Here is a 17,713-nt window from a genome sequence, read left to right on the forward strand (position 1 = left end):
ATTGATGCATAAGGGAACGCTTCTGTTTTCTTATGCATATTTTATTTATGTATGAAAAAAGCATGGAGAACTTCCACTTATAGTAAAAAATACCTATTAATTGATGGTTATTCGTTGACTTTCATAAGCGTATCGGTTATGCTTATCATGTTTTTGTATATAAAAAAGAAAGGTGGTTTAGAAGCACAATTTCATAATTAAAGCGCCCGGGCTAATCTTTGAACGGATATGGAAGGTTAGTTGACGAGGAGGAGGTTTATCGAAGCATCGGCGGGTACCTCCCGGTTGAAAAGCACAACCGTAATCATGTCTTTAAATCATTAGGGTAACCTAATGGACAAAGAGAGATGAATGCCATAAATATAGAACGTAAAGGCATCTATGTCATGCCTTGCTTTCACATTGAAAAAATACGGAGATAAGGGGCAAGTACGCCCTTAAAGGCTTCTTGCCCCTTCTACATTAGGAGGAAGAAGTATGTGCGGTATTGTTGGATATATTGGTAATCAAGATTCAAAGGAAATTTTATTAAAAGGCTTAGAAAAGCTAGAATATAGAGGCTATGATTCTGCAGGTATTGCGGTAGTCAATGAAGCTGGCGTGCAAGTTTTTAAAGAAAAAGGCAGAATTGCTGACCTTCGTGCGATTGTAGACGAAAAGGTTTTAGCGAATACAGGAATCGGTCATACACGTTGGGCAACACATGGTGTACCTAGTCAAGAAAATGCACACCCTCATCAAAGTAATTCAGGTCGTTACACACTTGTTCATAACGGTGTGATTGAAAACTATGAACAGATGAAACGTGAATTCTTACAAGGTGTGGAGCTGAAAAGTGAAACAGACACCGAAGTTATCGTACAAATGATTGATCAATTTGCTAAAGAGCTTAGCACTGAAGAAGCTTTTCGCAAAACTTTGCAACAGCTTAAAGGCTCTTACGCTCTTGCGCTTGTAGATAATGAAGACAAGAGCACAATCTATGTCGCGAAGAACAAAAGTCCATTATTAGTTGGTTTAGGAGAGGCATTCAATGTCGTGGCTTCTGATGCGATGGCAATGATTCAAATCACAGATCAATATGTAGAACTCATGGACAAAGAAATGGTAATGGTGACAAAAGACGGTGTAACGATTAAGAACCTTAAAGGGGAAACAATCGAACGTGCACCTTACACAGCAGAACTTGATGCAAGCGATATTGAAAAAGGAACATACCCTCACTACATGCTAAAAGAAATCGATGAGCAACCACTTGTTCTTCGTAAAATCATTCAGAAATACCAGAATGACCAAGGAGAGCTAGCGATTGATGGAGAGATTCTGGATGCAATGAACAGTGCTGATCGTATCTACATTATCGCTGCCGGTACGTCTTACCATGCTGGATTAGTCGGTAAGCAATATATTGAAAAAGTAGCGAAAGTCCCTGTTGAAGTGCATATCTCAAGTGAATTTGTTTATAACACACCGTTGCTATCAGAAAAACCGTTATTCATCTTTATTTCACAAAGTGGTGAAACAGCTGATAGCCGTGCAGTATTAGTTAGTGTGAAAGAAATGGGACACCCAGCATTAACGATTACAAATGTCCCTGGCTCAACCTTATCCCGTGAAGCAGACTACACGCTCTTGTTACATGCTGGACCAGAAATTGCTGTCGCTTCTACAAAGGCATACACTGCCCAAGTAGCGGTATTAGCAATCTTAGCAGAGGTCACAGCGATTGCTAAAGGACGTGAATTAGAATTTAACCTTGTCCAAGAATTAGGTATTGTTGCAAATGCGATGGAAACACTATGTGACTCAAAAGAAACTTTCGAAGACATCTCACGTAGCTTCCTATCAACAACAAGAAATGCCTTCTTCATCGGCCGAAGTATTGACTACTACGTAGGCCTTGAAGGCGCATTAAAACTAAAAGAAATCTCTTATATCCAAGCAGAAGGTTTTGCTGGAGGAGAACTCAAACATGGTACCATTGCTCTGATCGAAGACGGTACACCAATCATCGCCCTGGCAACACAAGAAGGCGTTAACCTAAGCATCCGCGGCAACGTTAAAGAAGTCGTCGCACGTGGAGCTAACCCATGCATCATCTCAATGAAAGGCCTAGACCAAGACGGTGACACATTCGTCCTACCAGAAGTACACGAAATGCTCTCACCACTTGTTTCGGTTATTCCATTGCAGTTGATTTCTTATTACGCTGCTCTGCACCGTGACTGTGATGTAGATAAACCAAGGAACTTGGCTAAGTCGGTTACTGTTGAATAAGGGGATTTTGTTGGATTTTAGAATTTGTCCGCCCTGTAACTCTCTTGGTTCTCACGTAACTTTGTTCTTCTCATGGAACTAAGGTGGTATCCTAACGGTAAAGGAGTCGGGGAAAGAGCGTGGAAAACACGAATAGATAGACATTCATTTAAGGTTATTCAAAATCTCAATACAAATCCGGGCTGGATCCAATAGGGTTCAGTCCTTTTCTTTGACCAATATTCCCCCAAAAACCTTGTCTGATAAAAAAGTTATAGTGTGTTCGTTTGTTTGTCATATTGTTTCTATACACTTCGTAAGAAACGGGATAGAAGAATAAGAGTGTTGGGAAAGGTATTTTTTATTCTCATTGCTTATGTCTATTTCTGTCTCCATTCAGAGGGACATCTATTTTATATTGTCAAAATATTATATACAATACAGAACGTAAAAAGAGGTCGATAGTGGGCTTTTGGGGAATAGCTTAATAACATTGCCTTCAGGCGTAAATGAGCGGGTGGAACGTTGGGGGAGAAAGGATAGAGGGGATTTGGTGAGAAACCAAGAAAGTCACAAAGGTATAGCAATCAATTCAGGTTGGTGTAGGATTTTTTTAAATCGGGTATTGTAACTATAGACATCATGGAAATAGTTATTTCCAATCTCAACTTACATTGCAAAATTTTAAAAGGAGATGAGGTTTTGACTTTAAATAATAATGGTTTTACTCTAAATGATGGTACAGAACTTCCTTTTGTGGGATTAGGCACAATCGGTATTAACGGGGATCAGGGTACGTTTGAAATTTTAAACGCCTTGAATATAGGATATCGCTTAATCGATACGTCAACAAACTACGACAATGAAGGGATTGTCGGTGAAGCTGTGCGTCGGTCCGCACTGCCCAGAGAGGAAATTTTGATTAGTACGAAATTGCCCGGTGCTTACCATGAATATGACAAGGCATTTATCTTTATCCAAGAATCTCTACGCCGCACTGGATTAAAATATTTTGACAAGTATTTAATTCATTGGCCGAACCCTAAGGACGGCAAGTATGTAGAAGCTTGGAAGGCTTTAGTGGATGCTCAAAAACAAGGGTTAATCAGAACCATTGGCGTTTCAAACTTTGAACCAGAACATCTGGACGACATTATCGAAGCAACAGGTGTGACACCTGCTACAAACCAGGTGGAGCGTCATCCGTATTTTAATAATAACCGTATGGTAGAAGAAAATAAAAAACGGGGCATTCTTACTGAATCCTGGAGCCCTTTTGGTAGAGGTTATCTGAATGACGTGCTAAAAAATACCACAATTAAAGAAATTGCGAATAAGTACGATAAAAGCCCGGCGCAGATTATTTTAAATTGGAATTATCAAGCTGACGTATTTTCTATACCAAAATCAAGTAATCCCGTGCATCAAAAAGATAATTTCAATAGTACCAACTTTGAATTAGCACCTGAGGATATTGAAACAATTGATTCATTGGATAAAGGAGAAGCTGGCCGTGTAGAAGGGCAGGACCCAAATGAATATCACGAATATGTATAGGCAGGACAATATATAACATCGTATAGTATTCATTCATAAAATAAATATCGTTTTTGATACGATATTCGATTGGAAACTCTGAATTAGATATTTTTTGAACAATAGATAAAAGGATGGTCTGTTTTAAGCAGATCTTCCTTTTATTTTTTTACAATATATTCCTCATTTCCTTTGCCGGGATGTATTGACCACTATTAATTCTAGCAATTATGATTTTGATTTAACTTCTAAAGTGGAAACAGAAAATTACATTTGAATTGAACCATTCACTTTAGAAAAAAGCTCGCAAATATGTTTCGTTTTTTCACCTCCCGTTAATATAATGTTATGCTATAATTAAATGATGAAAAAAATTGATTATAAAAAGTATTCAATATAATTAAATTCATTCCTACTTTTCTTGTTATAACTGGAGAGGGAGTATAATAATTTGTAAATTTTAAATTTACTTAATTATATGTTTATTATAGTCTTAACTAGATTGTTGTATATCATCATACGAAACTAACGTTTTAAAAACGTTGTATTAATTATAGGAGGGTGCCTTATGGAAAAAAGAAAAAATCTATTTAGTTGAAGAATATGCAGAAAAGAAGTCTATTATCAATTGATTGAAAAATAAGATTTAAATCATGTACTTCATAAAATTCTTTATTATCGGCATGTGGTTTGGCTTAAATTGGTATCTTCACAATGAACAACCCGACTATCTTTACTGTCACTCTTGGCTTTACTGGTACTAATTTAGATACAGTGTTGTCTAAAGCGAATATAGGCAAATATTTATTTGCTAAAGTACTATTCAAAAAAACACTGAATATGGCATGAAAAAACTTTAAAAAAGGGGAATTCAATCCATGACGATTCAATTAAATGATGAGGCTATTCATGATTTGCATTACGATGAAATTAAGCAATTTTTAAAAGACGAACCACTTGCATCCTTTCTCGGCATGAAACTGACAAAACTTGGGCCTGGCACAGCGGAAGCCGAATTAATTCCTGACGAACGCATGCTTAATTCACATGGAATGGTTCATGGGGCCATTATCTTTTCACTTGCAGACTACGTATTCGCAGCTGCAAGCAACTCATATGGCAAAACAGCAGTGGGCGTCACAACCAATGTTAACTTTATATCAGCTGGCAAACGTGGTATGACATTAACTGGATATGCAAAAGAAATAAAGAAAAATCATAAACTTGCTTGGTACAAAATCGATGTCCAAAGTGAGAATGAACTAATTGCAACAATGGAAGCGATGGTATACCGGAAAAGTCAATATTTTATTCAACAGGATAAATTAAGATAAGGTTTTTTACATACCGGACAAATCATTCGATTTGCAGGGGGAGTTCGTAATAGTTGTTAGAATTTAATGAAAGTCCTCCGTTGTCACTTAGGGCAAAGGGTATGCTCTTAAGTTGTACTGATTAACCTAAATTATTTAAGCGTTTTCATTTAGTTATAAAGGAGGTAATAATTATGCTTATAAAGCGGAAAGAAGGAGAAATTCATCCTGGGTTTAAATGGGGTCCCTTTACAATGAGGATTCCAGGAGTTCATCTCGAAATAACACCAAGTCAGCATCTTCAAGGCGGCTTATTACTACTAGCAACATGTGGTTCGATAACTCCCCTTGCGATGAAATATTTTAACATCTCTTTAGAAGTTGCATGGACAGTAAGTTTAGTGTTTTTAGTTTGGGTCATCGCTCAAACCGTACTATTTGGTGACATATATGCTGCTGGTGCAATTACACCAGCGCTTCCCTTAACCATCGTTTATTTGAATACGCTTACACCTGGTATTGAAGCGATTCATGGTATGATCGCAATATCCATTGTAGTGATCGCATTATTCCTGTTCTTTGGTATAACTAGATTAGGAGAAAAGTTTAATAATGTAATTCCTGCATCCCTAAAAGCGGGGATTATTATGGGGGCAGCGATTGCAGCATTTCAAAGTGAGATTGGCCGTTTACCAACGATGCCGATTACGTTAGTGACAGCTTGGGTAATCGTACTTCTATTAATGTTCTCTATTCCATTTGCTAGATTACCAGATACAAAGGCAAAGGCCATAGCGGGATCAAATGCATTATTAATTGCATTTGCACTAGCTGGTGTTGTAGGTTTCTCTACAGGTGAAGTTACGTTTGATCTTCAGTGGGGAGTTTTTGTTCCTCCTATTGGTGAAGTGTTTTCTACATTATCCATCTGGTCAGTTGGTTTACCACCTTGGGAAATGATTGTGTCTGTGATTCCAATTGGGTTTATGTTTTATATTTTAGTGTTTGGGGATTTACTTGTTGCTCAAACATTGTTAAAAGACGCGGAAGAAGCAAGAAAAGATGAAAAAATTGATATTAATATGAATCGAAGTCACTTCGTACTAGCATTCCGTAACTTAGCACAAATTTTAACAGCAGGACCAATGCCGTGGCTACATGGACCAATTTGGACGGGGGTACAGGTTTTCTTAATCCAACGTTATAAAAAGGGTCGTCATGTAATGGATTCTATTTTCTCTGGTGTAGCAAACTTCTATCTACTAGCGATTCCATTAGGATTACTTTTACCAGTCATGGGTATTATTGCACCGCTATTTCCAGTTGCCCTATCGGTAACCATCCTACTCACTGGATTTGCTTGCGCGTATATAGCGATGTCAATGGTTACAAATAATATTTCGCGTGGATTAGTGCTAATGATAGGTGTGTTATGCGCCACTTTAGGAGCTGCATGGGGAATTGGTATTGGTACCGTTTTATATATGTTGTTAATTGGGAAAAATAAAGAGGATTTACCTATTGTTAATGATGTGAAAATTAAGGAAGAAAAAATTAGTTAATCAAAAGCGTAATTGAACAACTTAAGTGTATTTTGGAAAGTAATATTTACTAATAGTTCTAACGGTCTGTTCTATATTTTGAAAAGGTTGTTTTTAAATTGGAAGTGGTGGTTTTGCTTGTAGGGTTCGGGTGCAAATTCTTGAAGAAAATATAAGCGAAAGATTTCTAGTGATGCCCAATCCTAGGCAATTAGTCCAAACAGTTGATGGGTGAATTCTTTTTGAATTTGGACAACTGTCTGTTTTTAGAGTACTAGTATTAGTATGTCCAAGATTTAAAGATTAATTGCAAGAGTATTGAAATTTTTGAAAAGAACCCTATGTGTCGTTTATGTTTTAAATCTTTTGAAGGAATCTATATATTATCTACCTTAAAGGCTAACAATTTTCCGCAAAATCTATCACAAGGGGAGACTCGCACTTAATCATAAAAATATAAATCTATTAGTGGAAAAGTAGGATTATGGTTAGAGTGACGATCTTTTGCCCAAAATGTGGCTTTGTGAGGTGCTTTTGATCAAACTTTATTCCATGGCTACAAGTACTTGTATAGAATTTAAATAAGAGTGATACCGTTTTTAAAAATTCTGATATGCACCCCATTTGTTAGACATGATCTAACAAATGAGGTGCAGTTTTTTATGGTTAAGTTCTCTAAAATTTAAAATAGAAATAGAAAAAACTTATCATTGTTGGATTATACATTTACAATATCAAGGAGAAGAAGCATTCAAAAAATCTATACAATTTTTATAAGTATAAACTAAATTTACTGAATTACTTGTTTTTTTTAAAAAGGACTTTTGCAACGGGTACACCTTTAGAGTATTCGATTATCAAATACCAAAAAATTCTGCAGAAAGTAAAAACTTAAGACTTTTTGTTTCTTTGTTATGTCTAATAACTAGAAAGAGAAAAGGGGGAAGCGCGCTTGGAAGTGAAAAACCTAGTCAATAGAGCAAGAAAGGGAGATGATGATGCTTTCTACGAATTAATCCAAATCCATAAAAGTAGACTATTAAAAATAGCCTTGGGTTACTTACATAATGAGGAGGAGGCCTTAGAAGCATTGCAGGAAGTAACTTTTAGGGCTTATCTTTCATTGAATAAATTGAAACATGCAGAATACTTCTCTACATGGGTTATCCGGATTATGCTTAATTACTGCCATGATCAAATTCGTAAAAGAAAAAGAATCGCAGATCCTAAGTATATTGATAATTTAATAGTAACGAAGAATGACAACCAGACGTTAGAAATAGAGGAAGCATTACTAAAAATAGATGCACGTTTTCGAGAAGTCATTATTTTAAAGTATTATAACGATTTAAAGATAAAAGATATTGCCGAAATTCTCGAAAGGTCGGAGAGCACCATTAAAACCTGGCTATACAAAGGCCTAAAAGCACTTCAGGTTCAATTAAATAAGGGGGGTGGGCTAAATGTTTGAAAGAGAAGAAAGTGAGTTGGCTGAATCAAAAAAAATAATGAAGGATCTATCCATTTCTGACGATCGCTCTGACCAGGCAATTCTAAGGGGAATACAGCAAGCAAAAGCAGAGAAAAAGAAAAAGAAAAAGAGAATGCAGCTGCCCATTAAGACATTCACTGCTGTATGTATTTTAGGACTTACGTTTATTACATCTGTTAATGTATCCGAACCCGTTGCATATTACATGTCAAATGTACCTGGTATGGGGAAAATTGTTGATTTTGTCCGATATGACAAAGGACTACTTGCAGCTGTTGAAAATAATTACATACAAAAAGTGGATTCAAGTGTGAATAACAAAGGTATAGAGTTTACTTTGAATTCAATTATTCATGATGAAAAATCACTGATCATTTTTTATGAATATCAATCAGATGAAGAAGACGTAGTTATTACTCTAGGGAGCTTTCAATTGCTTAATGAAAAAGGAGAGGTATTGCCTTATCATATAGTTGGTGAATATCGGAATGATAATCCGGATTCTTTGCTGGAAATCAGGGTTCCTTTAAAAGAAGGGGATAATCTGCCAAATGAACTAATTCTTTCAACTCAGTTTTCTAAAGATAAGAAACTTTTAGACGGGGTTTGGGAAATTCCCTTTACTTTAGATAAAGGTAAAATTGTTGGAAAGAAAGTGTATAATGTGGATAAAACATTAGAAATTGAAGGACAGCAATTTACAATCAAGGACGTAACAATGTATCCTTCTCAAACAGCTGTACATGTATATTATCATTCGCAAAATAGTAAAAAGATATTTGGTATTAATGACTTGCATCTAATAGATGAAAAAGGAGAAACATGGAATACAAGTGTAATAGAGACTACACAAATCAATGAGAACGAAACAATCATTTATTTGCAGAGCAACTACTTTACTAATCCTAAAGAATTATATTTGCGTTTCAATTCAATTCGTGCGCTTGATAAGGAAGAGCTCAATGTTGAAGTAGACCCGATAAAAAAGAAAATACTTAAGGCACCGAAAGACGGAAAATTAACAGATGTAGAGATAGAGCAAGGCGAGATGTCCATTAAATTAGATACGAATCCGAATCAATTCAAATCAGCAATTTTTACGCATGCAATAGATGCAGATGGAAATGTAATAAGTAAGGATGAACCATATGGTATCTCCTATTCTTATGTCGACGACTATGTATTGTATTCCGTTCCTTTCCCATCTGAGGCAACTGACTTAGGACCTGTTAAACTTGAATTGCTTGATTATCCAGCCTCTATCAGTGCAGAGGCTAATGTGAAAATAAAGTAATAGCCCAATGCAAATGTCATCAGGTACTCCGTTAAATAGAAGGTGAATTTTTCATAAAAAACCACTGTCTGTATGCGCATTTGCATTACTTTTGGGGAATTACCAAAGGGTTAAAGACCTCTTAATAATAATCCCGACTGAATCTAATAGAATTGATTTTTATCGTTTTTCATTAAGGTAATATGTACTTATGTTTAGAAAAAGCTCCGTAAAATTTTCCGGGTCTTTTCTAACTTTGATCCTAAAGAATCCACATTAATTTCTAACTATTCTTTTGGCAGCTGTTCCTACGGTTCATAAATGAATTAGATAACAAAAAGTGAAGACCAGATGATGAAAATCCCGACCATGAGTAGGTAGGGATTTTTATCAATTTAGACAACACATTTATGTTAGTAATTATTAACTAAGGGTTATATTTATTTTAGTTAAAAGTGTGAGATAGTTATACTTTTACACCTAGAAAACAGCTAGATGCCGGTTAATAAACTATTTTGTTGGTTTCGTACAAGAACCGTTTGAAGCATATTCGTTATATTTAATTTTGATCAAACTTACTCCAAATCAGCATAAATTGCGATGTTTATACCCTTTGGATATGATGGTCAAGAGGAGGTTTTTTATCGGAAATTTTATTTCGCAAACGGGCATAGTTTAAGATGAAGCTTTTTGTTAATCTTAATAATGAATAAAAATGTAAAGGAGAATAAGATGACTAAATTCGGAAAGTTATATGAAGTGAATGGTCGTTATGTTTTGCAATTTGAACGTTTGTTTACCCATAAACCAGAGAGTGTTTTCCGCTACGTAACAGATCCTGATTACTTTACCAGGTGGTATCCGTTTGCAACTGGAGAGATGGATCTTATTGAAGGTGGCAAAATAGCTTTTGATGATGGAGAGGGGACGAAGTACGAAGGCATAATTACTGAATACCAACCACCTGTCGTCTTTGCCTTTCATGAAGGCGCTGATATGCTAAGAATCGAGTTGCAAAATACCGATGACGGGTGCCGAATGAATTTTCAGCATACGTTTGATGACCGGTCTTGGGCAGCGGCAACAGCAGCAGGATGGCATCGCTGTCTTGATGCATTGGTTATGTTGGCTAACGAACAGCTGCCCGAATGGCCGGATAACGGAGCGGAGTTAAGGGAGTTTTATCGGGAAGCATTTGATTCGAATTAAGTGGAGAATATAGCACTCATCATTAGAAGTATAGACATCTTAAAAAGTAAGTTGAAAAAAGCAAATCTAGTGACGGGGGGAGATTGATGGATAAGTTAATACAAGACATCCTAAATTGGATTACAATAACGGATAAAAAGCTTATTATTGGTATTTCCGGACATGGTGCTGCTGGAAAAACAACGTTTGCCAATAAGCTTATAAACGTATTAAATCAAGATGGAGTGAATTATATAAATACAGACCCGTATATTGTTAGCTCGAATATACGAAACCATGCAATGATTGACTATACATATCAAAACGAAAATCATCGTTATAAAATGACAGCTTGCCACCCATCAGCGCATCATTTGTTATCTTTAGAAAGAGATGTTCAGATGATTAGAGATGGTTTAGATTTATACACAATGCATACACATTATATGAAAAGCGAATTAATTTCCTCGAGGAATAAAGTAACGATTGTTGAGGGAATGAGTGTAGCATTTATTCATCCTGATTTATTTGACTTAAAAATTTATTTCTATACAGATGGTGAAACTGAATTATTAAGGAGGTCGAATCGGGACATCGTTGAAAGGGGAGCAGATCTCAATTATTTAAGGCAATCCCATGAAGAACGAAGGATACAGTACGAAGTGTTTATGCATCCATACAGCCAGGATTTTGATATCATTATAAATACGTCTGCAGCAGCGATATGTATAGAGAAAAATACATTTGAAGTGAAAGAATAAACTACTTTTAAAAAAAGAAATCTTACCTTTTAAGCCTTCTCCCTTGCATCTTGACAGAAGGCTTTCGCATTTTACATATGAAATGATAATTCCAAGGATATTACATTAAATCAAGAAAAATATAAATGGCTGTACCCCAGATAAAGATAGCAGAGAATTTATTAAATAATTGCAATACATTTCTTTTGCCATCTAACTTTTTCACAAATGCTCCTGCAATCATTAGCCCAAAGAACCAAATCCAAGATACTGTAATACAAGTAATAGTAAAAAGAAATTGTTCTTTTCCAGCATATTTTATTGCACTTACCCCAATAACACCGACTATATCTAAGATGGCGTGAGGGTTTAAAAAAGAAACAGATAAAGCAAAGATAATTTGTTGACGAATAGGTAAAGCCTTATTCGTTTTTTTTGTCGTTTCGGATTTCCAAATGACAGATCCCATATACAATAAAATAAGATACCGGTAATCATTAAAATTACTCGTAACCATTCAAATTGAAGGACAATCATTGATAAACCAAATACAGATAATAAGATTAAAAGTGTATCAGAGATTGCAGCTGTTATCGTGGCTGGAAGTGCCTGAGCCAATCTAAGTTGGGTTGCTCCTTGAGAAAATACAAAGACATTCTGTACCCCTAAAGGTAAAATAAGTCCGAATGCCAAAATTAATCCATGCAGAATGGGTTCCATTCAAATCAACTCTCTTTCAATTACTATCGTACTATGATAAAACTGAAAGAAAACAACCAATTGGATGGTTTTTTATCCACCCAATTTAAGGGGGATTATCTTGAAATGGAAACCGAGTAGTGATTCTCATTTAACTTTTCACGAACAAATTGTAGATTGGATGAAATTTCGTATAGAAAGTGGAGATTGGGCGGTTGGAACAAAAATCCCCACACAGCGTCAACTAGCGATACAATTTAATGTCAATAGAAGTACAGTTCAACTTGCTCTTGATGAACTGAAGGCAGATGGTTTACTTCAATCAAAATTAGGATCAGGTGTATTTGTAACTAATATTTCTTGGAATGTACTTTTAAATAAAACTCAACCGAATTGGAAAAAGCATATTGATTCAAGTATCCATAGAGCAAATGACCATACCATTCAACTTATCAATGAATACGAGCAATATAATCATATCATTCGCCTTGGAACAGGTGAATTATCACCGGAACTACTCCCAACAAAACAACTTGAACAGTCCTTAAAAGAAATCACCCTTGATGCAAAATCTATCGGTTATTCATCACCAAAAGGAAATGAAAGACTTAGAAGAGTATTATGTGACTATCTGAAAATAAGAGGTATTCAATCGGAACCAGAGAACATTCTAATTGTTTCTGGAGCACTTCAGGCGCTTCAACTAATTGCCATTGGATTATTAGAAGAAGGCTCTGTGATTTTCCATGAAGAACCATCTTATTTAAGTTCTATTCATCCTTTTCAATCTGCTGGAATGCGTATGCATACGGTAATGCGTAATCATCCGAAATTAGCTGAGAACTTAAAAGTTTTTAAGAGGAAAAAACAATCTATATTTTATTGTGTTCCGACATTAAATAATCCTACTGGAGTTAATTGGTTGTTGGAGGAAAAGAAAAATCTATACAATATATGCAAAGAGTTACAGATTCCTATTATTGAAGACGATGTTTATCATGAATTACTATTTGATCATACTTTACCTACCTTAAAGTCTTTAGACAAGTCAGGACAAGTACTTTATCTTGGTAGTGTATCGAAAACATTAAGTCCTGGGTTACGTATTGGATGGATTGTAGCACCTTCACCTGTGGTTGAACGGCTAGCGGATATAAAAATGCAAACGGATTATGGTTCAAGTGCTCTTTCTCAAGAGATCGTCGCACATTGGATTTCAACTGGTTTATATGAAAATCACTTAAAAAATCTTCGTGAACAACTAAAGAACAGAGCGGCATTTATTGAAAATATACTAGAAAACCAATTTAGAAAGATTGCTACGTGGAATAAGTCAGAAGGTGGCTTTTATATTTGGTTAAGGTTTAATAAACCTATCGTAAACAAAGCACTATTTCTAAACCTTCTCAATCAAAATATTTTAATCAACCCAGGTTATATCTATCATTCAGGTGATTTTCATCATATAAGACTGTCGTATGCGTATGCTTCACTAGCAGAAATAAAAGAAGGTCTGCATGCTTTATTATTACTCTGTAATCATGAATGAATACTACTAAATAATAGAAAGTGATGAGAAGTCTACATGAAGTCAATTAACCAAGAAATACAAGAGTTATCCGTAAAATCCTTAGAGTCTACATTTAGTAAACTTTCAAATGCTTATAAAAGCATGACTGAAAAGGGGTCTAATACTACTCTAGTAAGAAAGAGACGAGATGCTATAAAAGTCGGTTTAGATAGCTTAAGGAATATTTGGAACGGTGAAGACTTCTCATATGAAGAAGAAGTTATTCTAACATCTAAAGATATTTTGCAAAGTACTATTCCACCTATTGAAAAACAGATAGCAAAAGCAAAAGATGGTAGTCCTCAAAAAACAGTAAATGAGCGACGATTAATTGCGCTTCAACTGGCGATTGAATCATTGGAGAACCGTCTTAAAAAGTAGTGACTTTCAACTTTTCTTAAGTTATTTATAATACACTTCAGATTAACTAATACTTTAAAAATCTTACTTAAGTAAATTATCCGAATGAAATAAAGTGTTAATTGATATTAAAGTTAATCAAGTGGTTTTAGTCATTTTAATTATTGCTGTGATTATGGTGCTTTATCATCTGCTCTATTGGTAAATATCAGGTGTGAGATGTTTGTAAAGATAAACTTATATAAAGCTATGATAGAAACGGTCACTTCCTTTTTTACTTTAGTGGTATAGGGGAATGGCCGTTTTCTTATACTGGAAATTTCCCCACGGGTATCTTCAAATAGAAAACAGCATAATAAGTATAAATGACAATGGGAAATGTAGGTAAAGTGATAGCTGATATAATATAACATGGTAAAATAACTACTCATTTTATCCCGCAACTATTCGTTTACATCGTTGCAACGACACGGTTCTTTACGTTTAGTTAGAGATGCAAATATACTGGAGTTGTTAGGAGATGAAGAAAATGGATTTCCCCCAAAAATTAAAAGAACAACGTTTAAAACATGAAATGTCTCAACAACAGCTCGGTGAATTACTTAAAATTAGTAGACAATCAGTATCAAAATGGGAACGTGGAGAAGGATATCCCAGCATTGAATCTCTCATTCAACTAAGTGAAATTTTTGATATTACCATTGATGAATTATTAAAAGGAGATGATCATTTGAAGGAGAGCATTATTGAAGATGGAAAGCAATTAGCGTATCCAAAGTTAAAGTTGTTTTTTGATCTTCTTCTGCTTGTTGGCTTATTTTTAGTTGTTTTCAAAATTCTTATCGCTGTGGGTAATAAATTTTTTGACTTGAATATAACGTTTTTCCAAGGTTCGATTCTTTATGCGTTTCTTCCATTCACTGCTTCAATCATTGGAGCGATTGGGAGTGAAACGTTGGCAAAAAAATATAAAACGGAGTAAGCAAATTTATTAAGAGAGGGAGAAGCTTCAGAGGGTATGCCATTGAAGCTTCCCTGCTATGTTTGGAGTTTAGCTATTACCTCTATAAAAATGTCCTGTTTTCAGCCAATTTATTACTTATCCTATTCGTTCAATATACTTTCTTCTAATACCGAGAATTTATCCCCATATAGCTTGGTCAAATGGTTCTCTCCCCAGGCACATAATGAAGTTAAGATCCCTTCTAAGCTTTGTCCGTATTCGCTGAGTTCGTATTCTACTTTTGGTGGAACTTGATTGTACACGATACGATTGATGACACCATCCTCTTCAAGCTCGCGTAGCTGTTGGGTAAGCATCTTTTGTGTGATGTTAGGCATGAGACGCTTTAATTCGCTTGTTCGCTTTTTGCCATGTGTGAGATGACAAAGGATTACACATTTCCACTTTCCTCCGATGACTTCTAAAGTTGCTTCAACAGAAATATTGTATTTCTTCTTCTCCATTCTTGTTTCCCTCCTTAGGAACTAAAAAGTACCTATATTACTTTTTTGTATCTATATTACTTTAAAGTGCGTACTTCTCTTTGTATTCTATATGTATCATAATAACATTTGCCGGCGGATTGAAACTATACTTTCCTTTAAAATTATTATGTTCGAAAAGGAAATTTTCCATTTATATAAAAGAAAAAAGGTGAAGAATATATGAATCTAAGCAGAAAGCAAAGCACAATGGCCTTGCTTACTTTGGCAGTAAGTGCCTTTGCAATCGGGACGACTGAATTTATCAGTGTTGGTTTATTACCCCTTATTGCAAATGATTTAAGTATTCCGGTAACTACTGCAGGGTTAACGGTTTCTTTATATGCCTTAGGGGTAACATTTGGTGCCCCTGTTTTGACATCTTTGACATCGCGAATGTCCCGCAAGACTTTATTACTTTGGATTATGATTGTTTTTATAATCGGGAATACGCTTGCTGCCTTTTCAACGACTATAGGTTTATTACTCGTTGCACGTGTGATCTCAGCATTTTCCCATGGGGTCTTCATGTCAATCGGGTCGACAATCGCTGCTGATTTAGTTCCTGAAAATCGAAGAGCGAGTGCGATTTCCATTATGTTTACGGGTCTGACGGTCGCTACTGTTACAGGTGTTCCATTTGGCACCTTTATCGGTCAACAATTAGGGTGGAGAGCAGCGTTTATGACGATTGTCATTATTGGTGTTATTGCTTTAATTGCTAATAGTATTCTCGTTCCATCACATTTACGAAAAGGGGTCAAAACATCCTTTCGTGATCAACTGAAACTTGTGAAAAATGGCCGGTTATTGCTCTTATTTATCATTACAGCACTAGGTTATGGTGGAACATTCGTCGTGTTTACCTTCTTATCGCCATTGCTTCAAGATATCACTGGATTTGAAGAAGGAACTGTAGCAATCATTTTATTGGTTTATGGCATAGCGATTGCAATTGGGAATATGGTTGGCGGGAAGTTATCGAATCAAAATCCTATCCGCGCATTGTTCTATATGTTTATTGTACAGGCGGTTGTGTTATTTATTTTGATGTTTACAGCACCTTTTAAAGTGGCTGGATTGATAACGATTTTTCTAATGGGATTATTAGCATTTATGAATGTGCCGGGTTTACAAGTCTATGTGGTGATGTTGGCAGAGCGCTTTGTTCCGAGTGCAGTGGATGTCGCATCTGCCATCAATATTGCAGCATTTAATGCTGGTATCGCCATTGGCTCTTACTTAGGTGGTATGATTACGGACTCGATTGGACTGATTCATACATCTTGGATTGGAGCGCTTATGGTTTTAGTGGCAGCCGTTTTAACGGGGTTTAGCAGAGCTTTGGAACGAAAAGATCAAGAAAATAATATCACTTTGGAGGTTGAAAGATGATGGTCAAACATTTACAAGATACAACTACTTTGCATAACGGTGTAAAGATGCCTTGGTTTGGATTAGGTGTTTTTAAAGTGGAAGAAGGTTCTGAATTAGTAAACGCAGTAAAGTCAGCGATTAACCATGGATACCGCAGCGTGGATACCGCAGCAATTTATGAGAATGAAGTAGGTGTAGGTGAAGGTATCCGAAAAGGTATAAGAGATGCAGGGATTTCTAGAGAAGAGCTATTTGTCACTTCTAAAGTTTGGAATGCTGATTTAGGGTATGAATCAACAATCGCTGCTTATGAAGCAAGCTTAGAGAAGCTTGGTTTAGCGTATTTAGATTTATATTTGATCCATTGGCCGGTTGAAGGGAAATATAAGGATGCTTGGAGAGCTTTAGAAACGCTTTATAAAGAAGGTCGTGTAAAAGCCATTGGAGTGAGTAACTTTCAAACTCATCATCTGGAAGAACTAATGAAGGATGCTGAAATTAAACCGATGGTCAATCAAGTAGAATGCCATCCAAGGATATCGCAAAAAGAGTTACAAGTATTTTGTCAAGACAATGGGATTCAGCTGGAAGCATGGTCACCATTAATGCAAGGACAATTACTAGATAATAAAGTGTTACAGGAGATCGCAAACAAGCATCATAAGTCTGTTGCGCAAATTATTTTGCGTTGGGATTTACAGAACGGGATTGTCACCATTCCAAAATCAACAAAAGAGCATCGAATTGTAGAAAATGCAAATGTGTTTGATTTTGAATTAACGATAGAAGAGATGCAAATCATTGATGGATTAAATCAGAATCTTCGTGTAGGGCCAGACCCAGACAATTTTGATTTTTAATAAAGAACTTGTAGTGTAGGGAT

14 protein-coding genes and 1 pseudogene are annotated in these 17,713 nt (G+C 35.7%); 13 read left to right on the plus strand and 2 right to left on the minus strand.

Annotated features, from left to right (window positions below; all coding sequences use genetic code 11):
* The first annotated feature begins 477 nt into the window (after positions 1-477).
* The 8 genes from glmS (at position 478) to MHI57_RS16490 (ending at position 11,360) form a co-directional block, all read left to right on the plus strand.
* Positions 478-2,277: a glutamine--fructose-6-phosphate transaminase (isomerizing) gene (glmS, locus tag MHI57_RS16455; RefSeq protein ID WP_307315834.1), complete on the plus strand. Its 1,800-nt coding sequence runs from the start codon at positions 478-480 to the stop codon at positions 2,275-2,277.
* A 681-nt stretch (positions 2,278-2,958) separates the two neighbouring features.
* The gene (locus MHI57_RS16460) at positions 2,959-3,813 is read left to right on the plus strand and encodes an aldo/keto reductase (protein WP_307315818.1); all 855 of its coding nucleotides are present in this window, start codon (positions 2,959-2,961) and stop codon (positions 3,811-3,813) included.
* An 857-nt stretch (positions 3,814-4,670) separates the two neighbouring features.
* A complete protein-coding gene (locus MHI57_RS16465) occupies positions 4,671-5,126 on the plus strand; it encodes a PaaI family thioesterase (protein ID WP_307315815.1) in 456 nt (151 codons plus the stop codon).
* Positions 5,127-5,299: 173 nt separating this feature from the next.
* Positions 5,300-6,667, plus strand: coding sequence for a hypothetical protein (locus MHI57_RS16470; protein ID WP_307315813.1), 1,368 nt, complete (start codon positions 5,300-5,302; stop codon positions 6,665-6,667).
* A gap of 937 nt (positions 6,668-7,604) precedes the next feature.
* Positions 7,605-8,117: a sigma-70 family RNA polymerase sigma factor gene (locus tag MHI57_RS16475; protein WP_322910326.1), complete on the plus strand. Its 513-nt coding sequence runs from the start codon at positions 7,605-7,607 to the stop codon at positions 8,115-8,117.
* Positions 8,110-9,432: a DUF4179 domain-containing protein gene (locus MHI57_RS16480; protein WP_340977312.1), complete on the plus strand. Its 1,323-nt coding sequence runs from the start codon at positions 8,110-8,112 to the stop codon at positions 9,430-9,432. The genes MHI57_RS16475 and MHI57_RS16480 overlap by 8 nt, the downstream gene beginning before the upstream one ends.
* A 669-nt stretch (positions 9,433-10,101) precedes the next feature.
* The gene (locus tag MHI57_RS16485; protein WP_340977314.1) at positions 10,102-10,620 is read left to right on the plus strand and encodes an SRPBCC family protein; all 519 of its coding nucleotides are present in this window, start codon (positions 10,102-10,104) and stop codon (positions 10,618-10,620) included.
* Positions 10,621-10,706: 86 nt separating this feature from the next.
* On the plus strand, positions 10,707-11,360 hold the full coding sequence (locus MHI57_RS16490; protein ID WP_095371059.1) for a uridine kinase family protein: 654 nt from the start codon (positions 10,707-10,709) through the stop codon (positions 11,358-11,360).
* A 100-nt stretch (positions 11,361-11,460) separates the two neighbouring features.
* On the opposite strand, the pseudogene MHI57_RS16495 reads toward MHI57_RS16490, so the two are convergent.
* Positions 11,461-12,059: pseudogene (locus MHI57_RS16495) on the minus strand (LysE/ArgO family amino acid transporter).
* 100 nt (positions 12,060-12,159) lie between these two features.
* Between MHI57_RS16495 and MHI57_RS16500 the strand changes: the two are divergent.
* The 3 genes from MHI57_RS16500 (at position 12,160) to MHI57_RS16510 (ending at position 14,950) form a co-directional block, all read left to right on the plus strand.
* Positions 12,160-13,587 (plus strand): aminotransferase-like domain-containing protein, encoded by a 1,428-nt coding sequence (locus MHI57_RS16500; RefSeq protein ID WP_322910234.1) that lies wholly within the window; start codon positions 12,160-12,162, stop codon positions 13,585-13,587.
* A 36-nt stretch (positions 13,588-13,623) separates the two neighbouring features.
* Positions 13,624-13,989: a hypothetical protein gene (locus MHI57_RS16505; RefSeq protein ID WP_307315807.1), complete on the plus strand. Its 366-nt coding sequence runs from the start codon at positions 13,624-13,626 to the stop codon at positions 13,987-13,989.
* A gap of 508 nt (positions 13,990-14,497) precedes the next feature.
* Positions 14,498-14,950, plus strand: a complete 453-nt coding sequence (locus MHI57_RS16510; RefSeq protein ID WP_307315870.1) for a helix-turn-helix domain-containing protein — start codon at positions 14,498-14,500, stop codon at positions 14,948-14,950.
* A gap of 122 nt (positions 14,951-15,072) precedes the next feature.
* Here the strand turns inward: MHI57_RS16510 and MHI57_RS16515 are convergent, their stop codons facing one another.
* A complete protein-coding gene (locus MHI57_RS16515; RefSeq protein WP_095371054.1) occupies positions 15,073-15,435 on the minus strand; it encodes a winged helix-turn-helix transcriptional regulator in 363 nt (120 codons plus the stop codon).
* Between the two features lie 201 nt (positions 15,436-15,636).
* Here MHI57_RS16515 and MHI57_RS16520 point away from each other — a divergent pair, with 201 nt between their 5' ends.
* On the plus strand, positions 15,637-16,848 hold the full coding sequence (locus MHI57_RS16520; protein WP_322910235.1) for an MFS transporter: 1,212 nt from the start codon (positions 15,637-15,639) through the stop codon (positions 16,846-16,848).
* A complete protein-coding gene (locus tag MHI57_RS16525; protein ID WP_322910327.1) occupies positions 16,848-17,690 on the plus strand; it encodes an aldo/keto reductase in 843 nt (280 codons plus the stop codon). Before MHI57_RS16520 ends, MHI57_RS16525 begins: the two co-directional genes overlap by 1 nt.
* Positions 17,691-17,713 lie beyond the last annotated feature (23 nt).

This window comes from Cytobacillus sp. FSL K6-0129 (assembly GCF_038007625.1).
Lineage (GTDB): Bacteria > Bacillota > Bacilli > Bacillales > Cytobacillaceae > Cytobacillus > Cytobacillus kochii.

Bases quoted from the DNA above. Each gene is read 5' to 3' on its own strand.
- MHI57_RS16470 (WP_307315813.1), top strand. From the start codon at position 5,300: ATGCTTATAAAGCGGAAAGAAGGAGAAATTCATCCTGGGTTTAAATGG.
- MHI57_RS16515 (WP_095371054.1), bottom strand. From the start codon at position 15,435: ATGGAGAAGAAGAAATACAATATTTCTGTTGAAGCAACTTTAGAAGTC.
- MHI57_RS16480 (WP_340977312.1), top strand. From the start codon at position 8,110: ATGTTTGAAAGAGAAGAAAGTGAGTTGGCTGAATCAAAAAAAATAATG.
- MHI57_RS16490 (WP_095371059.1), top strand. From the start codon at position 10,707: ATGGATAAGTTAATACAAGACATCCTAAATTGGATTACAATAACGGAT.
- MHI57_RS16465 (WP_307315815.1), top strand. From the start codon at position 4,671: ATGACGATTCAATTAAATGATGAGGCTATTCATGATTTGCATTACGAT.
- MHI57_RS16510 (WP_307315870.1), top strand. From the start codon at position 14,498: ATGGATTTCCCCCAAAAATTAAAAGAACAACGTTTAAAACATGAAATG.
- MHI57_RS16505 (WP_307315807.1), top strand. From the start codon at position 13,624: ATGAAGTCAATTAACCAAGAAATACAAGAGTTATCCGTAAAATCCTTA.
- MHI57_RS16520 (WP_322910235.1), top strand. From the start codon at position 15,637: ATGAATCTAAGCAGAAAGCAAAGCACAATGGCCTTGCTTACTTTGGCA.
- glmS (WP_307315834.1), top strand. From the start codon at position 478: ATGTGCGGTATTGTTGGATATATTGGTAATCAAGATTCAAAGGAAATT.
- MHI57_RS16525 (WP_322910327.1), top strand. From the start codon at position 16,848: ATGGTCAAACATTTACAAGATACAACTACTTTGCATAACGGTGTAAAG.